The organism is Novosphingobium sp. KN65.2 (genome assembly GCF_001368935.1).
Classification (GTDB): Bacteria; Pseudomonadota; Alphaproteobacteria; order Sphingomonadales; family Sphingomonadaceae; genus Novosphingobium; species Novosphingobium mathurense.
The window spans coordinates 78,147-91,986 of the sequence record NZ_CCBH010000146.1 but is presented as its reverse complement, the minus strand read 5'-3'; the positions used below and the strand labels follow the sequence as shown (position 1 = coordinate 91,986).

Here is a 13,840-nt window from a genome sequence, read left to right as displayed (position 1 = left end):
CTATTGCCCGCCCCAAAGGCCTCACTTCATCAACCGGAGTTCGTCCATGTCCCTCCACCTATTCCGCGAAGGCGCTGTCGCCCGCATCGAGATCGACCGTGCCGAACGCCGTAATGCCTTCCGGCAGGACATGTGGGCACGCCTGCCGGAACTGGTTGCCCAGGCAGCCAGCGACAGCGCAGTCAAGGTCATGGTGCTGACCGGCAGCCAACCGGGCATGTTCTGCGCCGGGGCCGACATCTCCGAAATGCTCGACAATCGCGCAAACCCTGATTGGCTTGCAGCCAACCAGGCAGCGATCAACCGAGCCCAGTACGAACTGACCCGCGCGCCCATGCCGACCATCGCCTTCGTCGACGGGGATTGCATCGGCGGAGGGCTGGGCCTCGCGCTCGCGTGCGACATGCGGCTGGCGACCCGGCGCGCGCGCTTCGGAGTAACACCGGCCAAGTTGGGCATCGTCTATCCGCTGCACGACACCCGGCTGCTGGTCGATCTCGTCGGTCCGGGACAGGCCAGCCGCCTGCTCTATACCGGCGGGCTGATCGATGCCGAGGAAGCCTTGCGCATCGGACTGATCGAGGAACTGACCGAGAGCGCCCATGCCCTTGCCGCTACGATCGCAGCCAATGCCTCCTACAGCCTCAAGGGGCTCAAGCGGATGATCCGCTGGGCCCGCGACGGACAGATCGAGGACGACAAGCGCGCCCTCGACCTCTTCGCCGCAGCCTTCACCGCCCCTGAATTCGAGGAACGCGCCGCGGCCTTCGTGGCCCGCCGGCGCTCATGACTTCACGCCTCTGATCCAAGCCCGCGCAGGATCAGACCGGTCACCAGCCGAGCGGATTCCCGCGCACTGAGGCGGCAGCTCGTCAACTCGCGGTGACCGGAAGAGAACAGGCAGGCAAGCAGCAGTTCTTCGGCACCGTCGAGTTCCGGTTCGTGCAGATCGGGATTGGCGACGAGGGCCATTTCGCGGAAGATCGCGCGATACTGCAGGTTGATGGCGCGGATGGCCTCGGCCACTTCCGGATTGCGATGCCCTTCGGCCAGCACCTCGTGGATCAGCGCCGAATCCTTCTCGACGCTGCTGCGCACAATCATATCCTCCAGCACGGCTCCGATCGTCGCCTCGCCTTTGCGGATGCGGCAGACATCCGAGGTAAGTTCGACAAGCAGGCGCGCGGTATCGGCCTCGATGATGGCACGGATGATATCCTGCTTGCTGGGGAACACGCGATAGATGGCACCGACGCTGACTTCGGCCTCTTTCGCCAGGTCGGCCATGGCCGTCTGGTGAAACCCCCTTTCCGCAAACAACCTGCGCGCGGCAAAGACCACCCTGTCCGCCGCGGTCAATTTCTGTTGCGCCGCACAATTGTCGGTCAATTTCCCCTCCAAACTGCTTGACCTTACATTGGCAGAGTGTTTAGAGGGCTGCAAGTGGAATGAACGTTCATTCCATAGATCCTTGATCCCCCCAGGGTGAACATGACCTTTAAGAACGCCTCCTCCATGGTGCTCGCGCTGGCTCTTCTGGCTGGCTGCAGCTCGTCCGAACAGCCGCAGCCCCAGGCGCCGAAAGTCGGCGTCGTCAAGCTTGCCGAACAACAGGTGGAACTGACGACGGACCTGCCAGGCCGCATACAAGCTTCTGAAACATCTGAAGTTCGTCCGCAGATCAGCGGCGTGATCCGTCAGCGTCTTTTCGCCGAGGGCAGTTACGTCAAGGCCGGACAGGTCCTCTACGAGATCGAGGACGCGCCCTACCGGGCCGCCCTGGGCACGGCACAAGGCAATCTTGCCAACGCCCAGGCCAGCGTGCGCGCAACTCAACTGCAAGCCGACCGCTATCGCGATCTTGTCGAGATCAACGCCGTCAGCAAGCAGGAATACGACAATGCCGTGGCCGCCGCGCAGCAGGCCAAGGCCAATGTTGCATCGCAAAAATCTGCTGTGGATTCGGCCCGCGTGAACCTGAACTTCACGCGCATCCGGGCACCCATCTCCGGGCGGATCGGCCGTTCGTTCTATACCCGCGGCGCACTGGTCCAGACCGGACAGAGCGATCCGCTGGCAACGATCATGAGCACCAGCAGCGTCTACGTCGACGTGACCCAGTCCGCCGCGCAGATCCTGAACCTCAAGGAAGCGCTGGCAAGCGGCGGTCTTTCCCGCGAGACGAGCGACAGCGCCCGCGTCAAGCTCATCCTGCCCAATGGCAAGACTTATCCGATCGAGGGCCGACTGCAGTTCGCCGAAGTCTCGGTCGATCCCGAGACCGGAAGCGTCGCCTTGCGCGCCACCTTCCCCAACCCGGATGGCATGTTGCTGCCCGGCATGTTCGTGCGGGCCCGGCTCGTCGAGGGGGTGAAGCAGAATGCCATCCTGGCCCCGCAACAGGGCATCAGCCGCGATCCGCGGGGCCGTGCCACGGCGCTTGTGGTCAATGCCGAAAACAAGGTGGAGATGCGCCAGGTGAAGGCAGAGCGCCCGATCGGCGACAAGTGGCTCGTCACCGAGGGCCTGAAGCCCGGCGACCGGCTGATCGTCGAGGGACTGTCCGGCGTGCAGCCGGGCGCCACGGTCACTCCGGGAGCCCCGCAGCAGATCACTGCCGCCAGGGCTCCTGCCCTCGCCAAGTCCGCAACCGCCACCGAAAAGTACTGATCCGGCATGTCGCGCTACTTCATCGACAGGCCGATCTTCGCCTGGGTCATCGCCATCGTCATCATGCTTGCGGGCATCATCGCCCTGCGGGTCCTGCCGGTTGCCCAGTTCCCTACCATCGCCGCCCCCGCGGTAACGATCAGTACGGCCTATCCCGGGGCCGATGCCCAAACGCTCGAGAATACAACCACGCAGCTGATCGAGCAGCAGATGAAGGGCATCGACAATCTGCGCTACTTCTCGTCGACAAGCGATTCTGCGGGCAACCTCGCAATCACATTGACCTTCGATCAGGGCACCGACCCCGATACCGCGCAAGTCCAGGTCCAGAACAAGCTGGCACAAGCCACCCCGCTTCTGCCCGAGGACGTCCAGCGCTCCGGCCTGCGCGTGGCGCGCGCGGCCAAGGACTTCCTTCTGGTCATGGCGCTCTATTCCGAAGACGGATCGCATGACCAGGTCGACATCGGGGACCTTATCTCGACCAAGCTTCAGGATCCGGTAAGCCGTGTCGATGGCGTGGGCGATACCCAGCTGCTGGGCGCGCCCTATGCCATGCGTATCTGGCTCGATCCCTACAAGATGGCCAACCTCAAGGTGACGGTGTCGGACGTCACGGCCGCAATCAAGGCGCAGAACGCCCAGATTTCCGCCGGCCAGGTCGGCAGCCTGCCCGCTCCCGAGGGACAGGCGCTTAATGCCACCGTCACCGCGCAGTCGCGCCTGCAGACGCCCGAGCAGTTCCGCAACATCCTCCTGCGCACCGACAAGAACGGCGCCAATGTGCGCCTGTCAGACGTCGCCCGCGTCGAGATCGGCGCTGACAACTACAGCTTCCTCGCCCGCTTCAAGGGCAAGCAGGCCGCAGCCCTCGCCATCAAGCTCGCTCCCGGCGCCAATGCGCTCGACACAGTCGAAGGCGTAAAGGCGGCAGTCGCGAAAGTCTCCAGGCAGTTCCCGGCCGATATCAAGATCGAGTACCCGGTCGACAACTCGACCTTCATCCAGCTCTCGATCAGCCAGGTCGAACACACGCTGTTCGAGGCCATCATCCTCGTCTTCGTGGTCATGTTCCTGTTCCTGCAGAACTGGCGCGCCACGCTCATCCCGACAATCGCGGTCCCGGTCGTGCTGCTGGGCACCTTCGCCATCCTGCTGGCCGCCGGCTTCACCATCAACACGCTGACGCTGTTCGGCATGGTGCTGGCCATCGGCCTGCTGGTCGACGACGCCATTGTCGTCGTCGAGAACGTGGAGCGCCTGATCCAGACCGAGGGGCTCAGTCCCAAGGAAGCCGCGCGCAAATCGATGGACGAGATCAGCGGCGCTCTGGTCGGCGTCGGCCTCGTGCTCTCGGCGGTGTTCCTGCCGATGGCCTTCTTCGGCGGGTCCACGGGCGTCATCTTCCGCCAGTTCTCCATCACCATCGTGTCCTCGATGGTGCTCTCGGTGCTGGTCGCGCTGATCCTGACCCCGGCCCTGTGCGCTACGATCCTCAAGCCATCGCGCGAGGATCATGGCGAGCGCGGCGGCTTCTTCGGCTGGTTCAATCGCACGTTCGACCGGGGCGTCGAACGCTACAGCAACGGCCTGCGCCGGGTGGAGCGCAACTGGAAGCGCTCGCTCGCCGTCTACGCGATGATCGTCGTGGGCATGGGCGTGCTGTTCTGGCGCCTGCCCGGCGGCTTCCTGCCCGATGAAGACCAGGGTTTCCTTTTCGCTCAGGCGATGATGCCCTCGGGCACGACGATGGAAGAAACCCAGCGCACCGTCGACCGCATGACCGACTACCTGCTCAACGACGAAAAGGACGTGGTCGATTCGATGCTCAGCATCGGCGGCTTCGGCTTTGCCGGACAGAGCCAGAACGTGGCCATCGCCTTCGTCAAGTTGCGCCCCTGGGAAGAACGCCAGGGCGAGGGCATGAACGTCACCGCGCTGGCCCAGCGCGCCAACGTGGCCTTCCACAAGCTCGGTGTAGGCCAGATCTTCGCGTTCGCCCCGCCGGCCGTGACGGCACTGGGAAATGCCACCGGCTTCGACTTCGAACTGAAGGACGAAGGCAACCTTGGCCACGAAGCGCTGATCGCCGCGCGCAACCAACTGCTCGGCATGGCCGCGCAGGACAAGCGCCTGGCCATGGTGCGTCCCAACGGAATCGAGGACACCGCACAGCTCAAGCTCGACGTCGACAAGGAAGCCGCAGGCGCCTTCGGCCTTTCGATCGCCGACATCAACGCGACGCTCAGCACCGGTTTCGGCGGCAGCTACGTCGACGACTTCATCGACCGTGGCCGCGTCAAGCGCGTCTACGTCCAGGCCGACTCCGCATTCCGCACGGAACCGGAATCGCTCGGCAATCTCTTCGTGCGTGGCACCGGAGGCGAAATGGCGCCCCTCGCGTCATTCTCGTCGAGTGACTGGGGCTACGGCCCGTCCCGCCTCGAGCGCTACAACGGCGTTTCCTCGGTCGAGATCCTCGGTTCCGCCGCTCCCGGCTACAGCACGGGCGAAGCCATGGAAGCGATGGAAGAGCTGGCGGCCAAACTTCCGCCCGGCATCGGCTACGAATGGACCGGCATTTCCTACGAGGAAAAGCTGTCGGGCAGCCAGGCCCCGATGCTCTACGCGCTTTCGCTGCTGGTCGTGTTCCTGTGCCTTGCCGCTCTTTATGAGAGCTGGTCGGTGCCGATCGCAGTCGTTCTCGTCGTGCCGCTTGGCGTCGTGGGCGCCTTGCTTGCCGCAACCTTCGTCGGCCTGGACAACGGCATCTACCTGCAGGTGGGCCTGATCACGACGATCGGCGTTTCGGCCAAGAACGCGATCCTCATCGTCGAGTTCGCCGAGGAAAAGATGCGCGACGGCCTTGGCGCCGCCGAAGCGGCACTGCAGGCAGCCAAGCTGCGCCTGCGCCCGATCCTCATGACCTCGTTCGCGTTCATCTTCGGCGTGCTGCCGCTGGCGGTATCCAGCGGAGCGGGCGCCGGTGGCCAGAACGCCATCGGCTGGTCGGTCGTGGGCGGCATGCTCTCGGCCACGGTGCTGGCGATTTTCCTCGTGCCGCTGTTCTTCTTCGTCGTGAAGCGGATCTTCCGTCAGGACCAGCCGAACCGCGAGGCACATGCCGCTGCCATCGACGAAGCACACATCGAGCAGGATTGATCCGATGAATCGCGTTACCCGATCGCTCTGGCTCTGCAGCGCCCTGGCTCTCGCCGGGTGCAACATGGCACCCAAGTACGTGCGCCCGGACCTGCCGGTTCCGGCCGACAGCCCTTCCGGCGCGGCTTACGACAGCGCCGCACTGCAGGGCTCTGCGCAGGATCTGGCGAGCACGGGATGGGAAGACTTCTTCACCGACGAACGGCTGCGCGAAGTGATCCGCACGACGTTGGCCAACAACCGCGACTTGCGCATCTCGGTGGCGAACGTCGAGCAGGCCCGCGCGCTCTACAAGGTGCAGCGCGCCGGCCTCCTGCCCGGCATCACCGCCAGCGGCAGCGCGACCTACCAGAAGTCGCCCTTCGCGTCAGGCGGGCAAGGGAACGCCGGCGGTGCAGGCCGGATGGACACGTATTCGGCCTCGGTCGGCGTGTCCGCCTGGGAGCTGGATCTCTTCGGCCGGGTCCGCAATCTGACGAAGGCCGCGCAGGAAGACTTCTTCGCCGCGCAGGCGAACCGCGATGCGGCGCAAGTCGCCCTAGTCGCCGAAGTCGCTTCGGCCTGGCTGACGCTTGCCGCAGACAGCGAGAGCCTCGCCTTCTCGACCAGGACCGCGCAGGCCTTTGACGAGACCGTCGCGCTGACCGAAGCGCGCTTCAAGGCCGGCGTCGCATCGCAGCTCGAAGTAAGCCAGGCCCGCACGAGCCGCGATCAGGCCCGCTCGGACATTGCCGCGCTGACAACGCAAGTGGCGCAGGACCGCAATGCGCTGGAACTGCTCGCCGGGACGAGCCTCGACCCGGCCATGCTGCCCGCAGCCCTGCCCGACAATGGCGCGACCATCGGACAACTGCCCGCCGACGTGCCTTCGACCGTCCTGCTGCAAAGACCCGACATCGCCGCTGCCGAACATCAGCTGATCGGCGCCAATGCCAACATCGGCGCGGCACGCGCAGCCTTCTTCCCGCGCATCTCGCTCACTGCCGCCCTGGGGACGATGAGTCTGGGGCTGTCGAACCTGTTCAAGTCCGGCAGCGAGACCTGGTCGGTCGCACCGTCCGCCAGTCTTCCGATCTTCGATTTCGGCAAGAATGCAGGCAACCTGCGCTATGCCAAGGCGACGCGCGACGCGATGGTCGCGCAGTACGAGAAAAGCGTGCAGACTGCGTTTCGCGAAGTCGCCGACGCCCTCGCGCGGCGCGGCACCATCGGCGAACAGCTCGATGCGCAGGTTTCCCTGCGCGACAATGCGCAAGTCGCCAGCCGCCTGTCGCAGGCGCGTTTCAGCAAGGGGGTGGACAATTTCCTGACCACTCTCGATTCGCAGCGCAGCTACTACGCGGCCGAGCGGTCCCTGATTGCCACGCAGCTGGTACGCAGCACGAATGCCATAGAGCTTTACCGCGCTCTTGGCGGCGGTCTGAAGTAAAGGATGCTGGCGGAGAAAGCCTGATAAGTCGCGGTTTGTGCCGCAGCTGTCAGCGCATCAGGTGCCAGTACAGGATATAGGCAACGCCGAGCCAGCTGCCTGCCATGCAAACGCGATTCCCGATGGAATCCAATAGCGTCATGTCTTCCTCTCCCGGAGTTTTCGTCCAGTTCCCGGACTTTTTATCCGGTGAACGCTGAAGGCTAACACGAGTCCGGAGCGAAGACCAGTCCCCTGGGCGGCACTCGGTCGCTTGCGACTTTTGCCAGTGTGGCCAGGTGGCCGGCAGCGCTAGGACATGGGTCTTGCAGATCCACGCGGGACAGCGCGGACCACACCGGAAGGAGAGAGTGCCGATGCCGACAATCCGCTATTCCGCACCGCTGCAGGTCCTCGTCGCCGTGCGTGGGCACCCCTTCGACCGCACGGCCTTCGATGCGATCTTTCAGGAAATGGAGGGGATCGCGGCGACCATGGTCGACCAGCCTGCCGCCGCGCAACTGATGAACCCGCAAGGCATGGCGCCCTACGACGCCCTTGTGCTGTACGACATGCCGGGCATGGACTTCGACGCGCCGAGCGAGGCCCCGGCCATCATCGACCCCGGCCAGGCATTCCGCGATGGGTTTCGCGCCCTGCTCGACGAAGGCAAAGGCATCGTCGCGCTGCACCATTCGCTGGCCGGTTGGCCTGCCTTTCCCGACTATGCCGAAGCGCTGGGCGGAACCTTCCTCTACCGCTCGCGCGAGGTTCGCGGGCAGCTTCGCCCCGATTCCGGCTATCGGCATGGTGTCGAGTACACGGCGCATGTTGCCGCGCCCGCGCATCCGGTGATGGCCGGGATCCCCGCCAGCTTCGCGATGAAGGACGAACTCTACCTTGCCGAAGTCTTCACCGATTCCGTGACCCCGTTGCTGCGCGCCGATCACCGGTTCGAACGCGACGGCTTCCACTCGGCGACCGCCGCAATGGAGGGACGCATGTTCGACAATCAGGGCTGGGAGCACGAGCCGGGCAGCGATCTCATCGGCTGGACACTGAAGTCAGGCAACAGCCAGGTCGTCTATCTCCAGCCGGGCGACGACCGGACGACTTACGACAATCCGGTCTATCGCCGCCTTGTGGAGAATGCGATCCGCTGGGTCGCCTCGCCACAGGCGCGGGCCTGAGCCTGCCTTACATCGCCGGGTGCGTGGCGGTAAGGCCGCCATCGGCGACGAACATGCTCCCGGTGCAATAACTGCTCTCGTCCGAAGCGAGGAACAGGGCGAGGTTTGCGATCTCGGCCGGGTCTGCCATGCGCCCCATCGGGGACATCCCGTCGAACACGTCCTTGAGTTCGGGAGCAGCGGCAATGTGGCCGGAAAGGATCGCGGTCAGCGTCGTTCCCGGGTGGAGCGTATTGCAGCGGATCGGCAGCTTCTCCTGCGCGCACCAGGCCGCGATCGAGCGGGTAAGGCCGACCACGGCATGTTTCGACGTCGTATAGGCGGCATCGAAGGCCAGGCCGAGCAGCGAAGTGGTCGAGGCCGTGTTGACGATCGATCCGCAACGCCCTGCCGGCAGGCCGCGCATGGCCGCAATCGCGGCACGGCAACCCAGCATCGGCCCGGTGACGTTGACCGCCATGATCCTTTCCCATCCTGTCAGGTCGGTCTGGTCGATCGGCTTGTTGAGGACGATCCCGGCGTTGTTGCACAGCACTTCGAGCCGACCGTCGCGGCCCAGAACGCGGTCCATCGCTTCCCCCCAACCTGCCTCGCTGGCGACATCGAGGCGCACGAACGTGGCTCCGGCTTCGCCGGCGATGCGCTCACCCGCCTCATCGTCGAGGTCGGCGAGCCAGACCCTCGCGCCTTCGGCAACGAACCGGCGAACCATGGCTTCACCGATGCCCGACGCACCCCCGGTGACCAGCGCTACCTTGTCCTGCAATCGGCCCATCAGTCGAAGCTCACGCCGAACAGGGTCGAACGCGGTTCACCGGTTTCGGTATAGACCGGCTCTGTGCCGGCCACCGAATAGAGCTTGATGTCGAATGCGCTGAGCCGGAACGATTCCAGGTGCCTGCGCATCTCGAGATAGGAGCTGTGCTTGAAATGGAGCAGGAGATCGCGTTCGCTTTCCCACTCCTCGTAGACGTGCATCAGTCCGTCCTCAAGCGGATCGACCGACCAGTTGTAGGCGATGCAGCCCTGCTCGCTGCGGCTCTCGGCAATCAATTGCGCGCCACCGCGCACGACTTGCGCGCAGACGTCTCCGCCGTCGAAGCGAAGCCATCCGGCCACGATGATACGCATCGAAACTCTCCCTTTCCCGATATGTCCTGCGGGCGCGCAGAAACGCGCCCTCGACAGGAGCGTAGGGCAAGCGGAACGGGAAGGCGCACTGTCAAAAGGCGCAGCTGACCGCGACCGCGGCGCGGCGATCAGTGTTCGGGATAGACGCCGGAGAGGACCTTGCCGAAATGTCCGGAAACCTGCTCGTTGCAGGTGCAGGCGCGCGCGACGAGCGCTTCGCGATCGAGCACCTCGATCCCCCCGCGCCGCGTACGCAGCAGGCCATCGCGCTTGAAGCGCTGGAGCACCCGGCTCGCATAGCTGCGGCCGATCCCCATCATCGAGGCGAGTTGTTCCTGGGTCATCGTTACGTCGTGACTGCCGGTCCGCTCCACCGCCGCCGAAAGCCACTTCGCCGCGCGATGCTCTATGGTGTGGACGGCATTGCAGGCGATCGACTGGAAGACCTGCGCCATCAGGCAATCGGCGTAACGGGCGAAAAGATTCCCAATCGCACCGGATTCCCGCTTGAGCCGGTCGAGAGCCCGCAAGTCCAGGCGCAGAAAGCGTCCGCCGTGCAGGACGTTGGCCCGGGCGTAGGATGGCAGGCTCCCGGCGCTGACGACACCGCCCAGTGCCCCTTCCCGGCCGATCAGCACAGTTTCGACCGCAATGCCGCAATCCAGCTCGACGAAATAGGAGCACAACGCCGAGCCGAGAGGAAAGTAGCAGAATTCCACATTGTCGCCCGGATCGTAGATAACGTGGCCGGAGTCGAAACTGCATGCTTCGAGATGGGAATCGAGCAGCTCGCGATCCTCGGGTCGCAGGGCGGAAAGCAGGTTGCTGCCCCCATGTGTGATAGTAGCCGTCATCGTCTCCCGTCCGTCGCAGGCACCTTGCAGCAGGCTCGCAAGTGTGAACACCGACGGACAGGCAATGTTCCCGCGCGAAGCGTGCGATAGTGAACAGACGGGGCATGAAGATGCTGTTAGAGAGTTACGCAGGAACATTTCGCAGTCTGACGATTTTAACCACACCGAACGGGTGGGCCCAATCCCTGCGGAGGTCTTCGTCCCGAAAGTCGAGTCCGCTATGCACGCCGCCATGAATAACGTTGAAGTGCCTGATATGCTGGCGGAATTGCGTGCTGCGACCGCGCAGGCCCATGCACAGCTGGACGGTGCTTTCGGCTCGCTGGACCTTTCCGACAAGGACGGGCTGACCCGGTTTCTCAGCGCCCATGCGATAGGTTTGGGGCCCCTCTTCCCGGTCTTCCGCAACTTCGTGGAGAACCAGCTGGGCATGGATTGCCCGGATTACCCGCTGATGCTGAGCGAAGATCTCAGGTCGCTCGGCGACGATCCGGACGAACTGCCGCAGCTGGCGGTCGATCCGGCGCTCCAGGGCCCGTCGGCGCAAGTCGGCGTGGGCTATGTCGTTGCCGGTTCGCGGCTCGGCATGGCGGTCCTGCGCAGGCAGGGTTACTGGGGCGAGCAATCCACTTCGGACACTCCGGGCAGGTACATGGATGACGAGAGTGGCCATGCCGTCTGGAAGACACTGATGCCCTGGCTGAAAGGCCGGACATTCGATCAAGGCGAACGCAAGGCCGTCACGGCCGCCGCGCTCGCCGCCTTTTCATCATTCGCCAGCGCGTTCGCCGTCAGTGCAGGCCGAAAAAAGACCACAGAAACGGGGGCTGATGGCTGACGACACACATCGGGTGGACCTTACCACCTGTGACCTGGAACCCATTCACGTAATCGGCCGAATCCAGAGCTTCGGTTGGCTCCTGTCGTTCTCCAGCGACTGGATCATCAACCATGCCTCGCTCAATTGCGAAGAGCTGTTTGGCAGGCATCCGCGCGATCTCATCGGCCTCATGGCCAAGGACTTCCTGTCCGGCAGCGCGCTGCACGACATCCGCACGCGACTGCAGATCCTGAGCGGCAGCAATGCGGTAGAGCGCATCTTCGAAGTCGACCTGCTGGGCGACGGTCGGCTGTTCGACACTGCCATCCACCAGTCCGGACGCTCCTACATCCTCGAGATCGAGCCGCACGAAGGCGGCCGCCGCCGCGACTTCGTCAGCTATGTGCGCCCGATGATCGATCGCCTGCGCAATTCCGCCACGATCGAACAGCTGTGCGCCAGCGCCGCCCGGCACTTGCGCGGGCTGACCGGTTTCGACCGCGTCATGGTCTATCGCTTCGAAGCCGACGGCGCTGGCGAAGTGGTTGCTGAAAGCCTCAACGGCATGGTCGACAGCTTCAAGGGACTGCACTTCCCCGCTTCGGACATTCCCGCCCAGGCCCGGCGCCTCTACGCGCGCAACATGCTGCGGATCATCAGCGACGTCGACGATCAGACGGTGCCGATCCACCCCGCCTGCGGTCCCAACGGCGATCCGCTCGACCTGTCTATGTCGGGCCTGCGCGCAGTCTCGCCCATTCACATCGAGTACTTGCGCAACATGGGCGTAAAAGCGTCCATGTCGGTGTCGATCATGCGCCGGGGCAAGCTGTGGGGCCTGATGGCCTGCCATCACTACTCGCCACTGGTGCTGTCCTACTCGGTGCGCACCGCCAGCGAGCTTTTCGGCGAATTCTTCGCCTATCTGCTCGACCAGAAGGAAACCGACTTCGCGCTGGAAAAGCGCGCCGATTCGATGCGCCTGCATGACGAGATCATGTCGCGCGTGGCTGGCGGCGGGACCCTGCTCGAAGCCTTCGGCGAGTTCACCGAGTCGATCGGCCGGGTCATCGATTTCGATGGCGTCATCGGCTACGTCGACGGCCAGTTCATCGCCTACGGCGATGCGCCCGACAAGGCCGAGTTCACCGAACTGGCCCGCTTCCTCAACACCGCCGGGGCCAGCACGGTCTGGTCGACGGACAACATTACCGCCATCTTCGAGCCTGCCCGTGCATGGGCAGACAAGGCTGCGGGCCTTCTGGCCCTTCCGGTATCGCGCACCCCGCGCGACTACATCGTGCTCTTCCGCAAGGAGCAGCTGCGGCAGGTCAATTGGGCCGGCAATCCGGAGAAGGCGGTCGAGTTCGGTCCCAATGGCGCGCGCCTGACCCCGCGCAAGAGCTTCGAGATATGGAAGGAGGAACGCCGCGGTTATTCCCGTCCCTGGACCTCGGAAGAAACCTCCGCCGCGGAATCGCTGCGCATCACCCTGCTCGAAGTCGTCCTGCGCCTTGCCGACGCCGCCAACATCGAGCGCGAGCAGGCAAGCCAGCAGCAGGACATGCTGATCGCCGAGCTCAACCACCGCGTGCGCAATATCCTCAACCTGATCCGCGGCCTCGTCTCGCAGAGCAAGGAAGGCGCAAGCTCGATCGACGAGTTTGCCGAGATCGTCGGCAGCCGCATCCACGCCCTCGCCCGCGCCCACGACCAGGTGACGATGACCGACTGGTCGCCGTCCTCGATCTACGAACTGATCCGCACCGAGACCGCGGCCTATGCCTCGAACAGTGCCGACCGGGTCGTCATCGACGGCCCCGATGCGCTCATCGCTCCCGGTGCATTCACTACGCTTGCCCTCGTCGTCCACGAGCTGATGACCAATTCGTGCAAGTACGGGGCACTGTCGGATTCGTCGGGCACCGTGAACATCGTGCTCAGCCACGGCGATGACGGTTCGCTCGAGATCGACTGGCGCGAAAGCGGCGGTCCGCCGGTTACCGAGCCGACGCGGCGCGGCTTCGGCTCGACGATCATCGAGCGAACCATTCCCCACGAACTGGGCGGCTCCGCCTCGGTGGCCTATCCCGAAGATGGCCTGCGCGCGATGTTCCTGATTCCCGCCGATCACGTCTCGAATTTCGCAACGCCTTCAGCCGCGCATCGCGAAGTGCAAGGAGAGCCGCCTGCGGCCACCGACATGGCAGGACATCTCATGACCGGCACGGCCCTGATCGTCGAAGACAACGTCATCATCGCCATGGAAGCCGAGGACGTGCTGCGCTCTTTCGGCTTTACCGACTGCCGGATCGCCGGTTCGGTATCGGCTGCGCTCGAGACAATCGAGGACGTGAAGATCGCTTTCGCCATGCTCGATATCAACCTGGGCAAGGACACCAGTGAGCCCGTCGCCGATGCGCTGCAGGACCGCGGCGTGCCTTTCATCTTCGCTTCCGGCTACGGCGAACGCTCGCTGCAGACCGGCGCGTTCAGGGGCGTCCCGGTGGTCACCAAGCCTTACGGCGAGCGCGAAGTCCGCTCTGCGATCGCCCGGCTGCTGCAGGGCCGCACGGCCAGCAGGGAAGAGGCCGGAAGGAACTGA

11 protein-coding genes are annotated in these 13,840 nt (G+C 64.5%); 7 read left to right on the top strand and 4 right to left on the bottom strand.

Features of this window, described 5'->3' with window-relative positions; genetic code table 11:
* The first annotated feature begins 46 nt into the window (after positions 1 to 46).
* Positions 47 to 790 (top strand): enoyl-CoA hydratase/isomerase family protein, encoded by a 744-nt coding sequence (locus SPHV1_RS10540; RefSeq protein WP_054945985.1) that lies wholly within the window; start codon positions 47 to 49, stop codon positions 788 to 790.
* Between the two features lie 2 nt (positions 791 to 792).
* On the opposite strand, the gene SPHV1_RS10535 is transcribed toward SPHV1_RS10540, so the two are convergent.
* Positions 793 to 1,650: a TetR/AcrR family transcriptional regulator gene (locus tag SPHV1_RS10535; RefSeq protein ID WP_231634623.1), complete on the bottom strand. Its 858-nt coding sequence runs from the start codon at positions 1,648 to 1,650 to the stop codon at positions 793 to 795.
* Between SPHV1_RS10535 and SPHV1_RS10530 the strand changes: the two genes are divergently transcribed.
* The 4 genes from SPHV1_RS10530 to SPHV1_RS10515 all read left to right on the top strand — a co-directional run bounded on the left by SPHV1_RS10530 (position 1,537) and on the right by SPHV1_RS10515 (position 8,430).
* Complete coding sequence (locus SPHV1_RS10530) at positions 1,537 to 2,670, top strand: efflux RND transporter periplasmic adaptor subunit (RefSeq protein ID WP_231634628.1); 1,134 nt, start codon at positions 1,537 to 1,539, stop codon at positions 2,668 to 2,670. The genes SPHV1_RS10535 and SPHV1_RS10530 overlap by 114 nt on opposite strands.
* 6 nt (positions 2,671 to 2,676) lie before the next feature.
* Entirely contained in the window at positions 2,677 to 5,832 is a 3,156-nt protein-coding gene (locus SPHV1_RS10525; protein ID WP_054945982.1) for an efflux RND transporter permease subunit, read from the top strand.
* A 4-nt stretch (positions 5,833 to 5,836) separates the two neighbouring features.
* Positions 5,837 to 7,261: an efflux transporter outer membrane subunit gene (locus SPHV1_RS10520; protein ID WP_054945981.1), complete on the top strand. Its 1,425-nt coding sequence runs from the start codon at positions 5,837 to 5,839 to the stop codon at positions 7,259 to 7,261.
* A 356-nt stretch (positions 7,262 to 7,617) separates the two neighbouring features.
* Positions 7,618 to 8,430, top strand: a complete 813-nt coding sequence (locus SPHV1_RS10515; RefSeq protein WP_054945980.1) for a ThuA domain-containing protein — start codon at positions 7,618 to 7,620, stop codon at positions 8,428 to 8,430.
* Positions 8,431 to 8,437: 7 nt separating this feature from the next.
* Here SPHV1_RS10515 and SPHV1_RS10510 read toward each other — a convergent pair whose 3' ends face one another.
* The 3 genes from SPHV1_RS10510 to SPHV1_RS10500 form a co-directional block, all read right to left on the bottom strand.
* The gene (locus SPHV1_RS10510; RefSeq protein WP_054945979.1) at positions 8,438 to 9,205 is read right to left on the bottom strand and encodes an SDR family oxidoreductase; all 768 of its coding nucleotides are present in this window, start codon (positions 9,203 to 9,205) and stop codon (positions 8,438 to 8,440) included.
* The gene (locus SPHV1_RS10505; RefSeq protein ID WP_054945978.1) at positions 9,205 to 9,561 is read right to left on the bottom strand and encodes a putative quinol monooxygenase; all 357 of its coding nucleotides are present in this window, start codon (positions 9,559 to 9,561) and stop codon (positions 9,205 to 9,207) included. Before SPHV1_RS10505 ends, SPHV1_RS10510 begins: the two co-directional genes overlap by 1 nt.
* 128 nt (positions 9,562 to 9,689) lie before the next feature.
* Positions 9,690 to 10,415 carry a Crp/Fnr family transcriptional regulator gene (locus tag SPHV1_RS10500; protein WP_054946031.1) on the bottom strand — a complete coding sequence of 242 codons (726 nt, stop codon included), beginning with the start codon at positions 10,413 to 10,415 and terminating at the stop codon, positions 9,690 to 9,692.
* A 43-nt stretch (positions 10,416 to 10,458) separates the two neighbouring features.
* On the opposite strand from SPHV1_RS10500, the gene SPHV1_RS10495 reads away from it, so the two are divergent.
* Complete coding sequence (locus tag SPHV1_RS10495; RefSeq protein WP_231634622.1) at positions 10,459 to 11,253, top strand: biliverdin-producing heme oxygenase; 795 nt, start codon at positions 10,459 to 10,461, stop codon at positions 11,251 to 11,253.
* A complete protein-coding gene (locus tag SPHV1_RS10490; protein ID WP_054945977.1) occupies positions 11,246 to 13,840 on the top strand; it encodes an HWE histidine kinase domain-containing protein in 2,595 nt (864 codons plus the stop codon). Before SPHV1_RS10495 ends, SPHV1_RS10490 begins: the two co-directional genes overlap by 8 nt.